This is a genomic window from Aequorivita sediminis (genome assembly GCF_032080575.2).
GTDB classification, from domain to species: Bacteria; Bacteroidota; Bacteroidia; order Flavobacteriales; family Flavobacteriaceae; genus Aequorivita; species Aequorivita sediminis.
Genome location: NZ_JAVLSO020000023.1, coordinates 1 through 1,723 on the forward strand (window position 1 = coordinate 1; position 1,723 = coordinate 1,723).

3 protein-coding genes are annotated in these 1,723 nt (G+C 37.1%); all 3 read right to left on the reverse strand.

Going from position 1 to position 1,723, the window contains the following annotated elements:
• Positions 1-230 precede the first annotated feature (230 nt).
• The 3 genes from RT250_RS13425 to RT250_RS13435 are packed head-to-tail and all read right to left on the reverse strand — an operon-like array spanning position 231 to position 1,409.
• The gene (locus RT250_RS13425) at positions 231-437 is read right to left on the reverse strand and encodes a GDCCVxC domain-containing (seleno)protein (RefSeq protein ID WP_008992943.1); all 207 of its coding nucleotides are present in this window, start codon (positions 435-437) and stop codon (positions 231-233) included.
• 1 nt (position 438) lies between these two features.
• Positions 439-1,038: a mercuric transport protein MerTP gene (gene merTP / locus RT250_RS13430; protein WP_008992944.1), complete on the reverse strand. Its 600-nt coding sequence runs from the start codon at positions 1,036-1,038 to the stop codon at positions 439-441.
• Positions 1,035-1,409, reverse strand: coding sequence for an ArsR/SmtB family transcription factor (locus tag RT250_RS13435; RefSeq protein ID WP_008992945.1), 375 nt, complete (start codon positions 1,407-1,409; stop codon positions 1,035-1,037). Before RT250_RS13435 ends, merTP begins: the two co-directional genes overlap by 4 nt.
• Positions 1,410-1,723 lie beyond the last annotated feature (314 nt).

Genomic DNA, 1,723 nt, shown 5'->3' on the forward strand with positions numbered 1-1,723 from the left:
AGCCAATATTTTAATGCAATTTGGCCAATGGATAAAAGGTAATCAACAAAGTTATTAAGAAAGGGAGGTTATTGCGCAGTCTGACGTTTAGTATATGCAAAGTAGGCGATTGCGGGCTTCAAACTTATCAAACCGAGATGAAGTTGAAGCGAGCTACAACCGTTGAATTTACTGCTATTTCGCCTATTTTGTATATACATTGTTAGCGGTTCGGGCTTTTTTTTCTTCGGTCAGCAACATTTCTCGTCTTGTTGAATTGGTGGACATTTCTCGCTCCCATAACTGCAATAAACACAGCAGTCTCCTTGTTGTGGTTTCAATACAGTTTTGCAGTTTTCGCACTCGTAAAAGTATTGGCAAGCATCTGTCGGCATTGTTTCTTCTTTTTTGTGTCCGCAGTTGGGGCAAGTGATTGTTGATTGCAATTTTATTTCCATTTTATTTTTCCTTTTTGTCTCTTACTGAATATCCTGTTCCGTTAATTGCTGTTTCGATTTCGGCTATGTTAGTTTTTGAGTTGTCAAATTCAACGATTGCGTTTCCATTCTCGTATGAAGCAGTTGATTTGATTATTCCTGAAAGTTTGTTCACTTCGTGGTTTACGTGTTCTTCGCATCCTGCACAAGTCATTCCGCTGATAGTAAACTCAACGGTCTGTAAATTTGATTTGTCAACTACTATTACTTGTTTTTCTGTCTTAGGGTAGAAAATATGTGCATAGTAAGGAAAGGCAAGCATTACAATTGCGAATGCTGTAACAATTCCTAAAAACTTTTTACTCTGAATGAATTTTGGCTTTTCATCAGTTTCACAATCACAGTCTATTTCCTTTTTCGGTTTTAGTTTTTGATACCAAGCAAAACCAAGAACCAAAATTGTCAAACCAATTAAATACGGTCGGAAAGGTTCAAGCCACGAAAAAGAGGCAGCAAGTCCGCTTGTTCCTGCAATTAGTGCCAAAACTGGTGTAATACAGCATAGAGAAGCAGCGAATGCCGTTAAAATTCCTGCTCCGATTAGTTTATTGTCCTTTTTCATATTGTCTCCAAAATTTTGTTTTCGTCAAGTATTATGAAAAACGGTTCAAGCAAGTTTTTGTATTCGTTTGTCAGCGAATAGAAAATGGTCTGTGCTTGCCTTTCTGTTTCAATGAGTTTTCGGTCTTTGAGTTTTCGCAGGTGTTGAGAAACTGCCGAAATGGTCATTCCAAGAACATCACTCAGGTCGCAAACGCAAAGTTGTTTCTCTTCATAAAGCAGGAACAGGATTTTCAGTCTGACGTTGTTACCCGCCAATTCAAGTCCGTTCGATAAGTAGTCAAACGAGCCGTTGAGTTCTGCAACTCGGTCTTTACAACGGTTGATTTGTTTAATGTCCGCTTGTTGTCTTATGCAAGAATTGTTTTCCATAAACACAAAGATAGTCAACTTGTTTATTTAAGCAAATGCTAAAATACAATATTTTAAAAATAACCCGATTTGTTTCTCGGGTCGTTTTATTGCCTGACCGCTAACGTGTTTGTGTATGATTTCGTTGCGTGGTTTAAGAATTAAAGTTAGCAAATAAATCACAGATAGAAAGTCCGCGAGGACTTTCGTAAGTAAGCTATAACTAGCAATGAATTATACACGGCTTAAGTTTACAATTCATTAAATTTAGATATAAATCAGAAAGAACAAAAGAGAGGAATAAGGTTATTATATACGCAGAGACTTAGATCTCG

Coding starts and splice junctions, on each gene's coding strand:
- RT250_RS13425 (WP_008992943.1), bottom strand. CDS start 437: ATGGAAATAAAATTGCAATCAACAATCACTTGCCCCAACTGCGGACAC.
- merTP (WP_008992944.1), bottom strand. CDS start 1,038: ATGAAAAAGGACAATAAACTAATCGGAGCAGGAATTTTAACGGCATTC.
- RT250_RS13435 (WP_008992945.1), bottom strand. CDS start 1,409: ATGGAAAACAATTCTTGCATAAGACAACAAGCGGACATTAAACAAATC.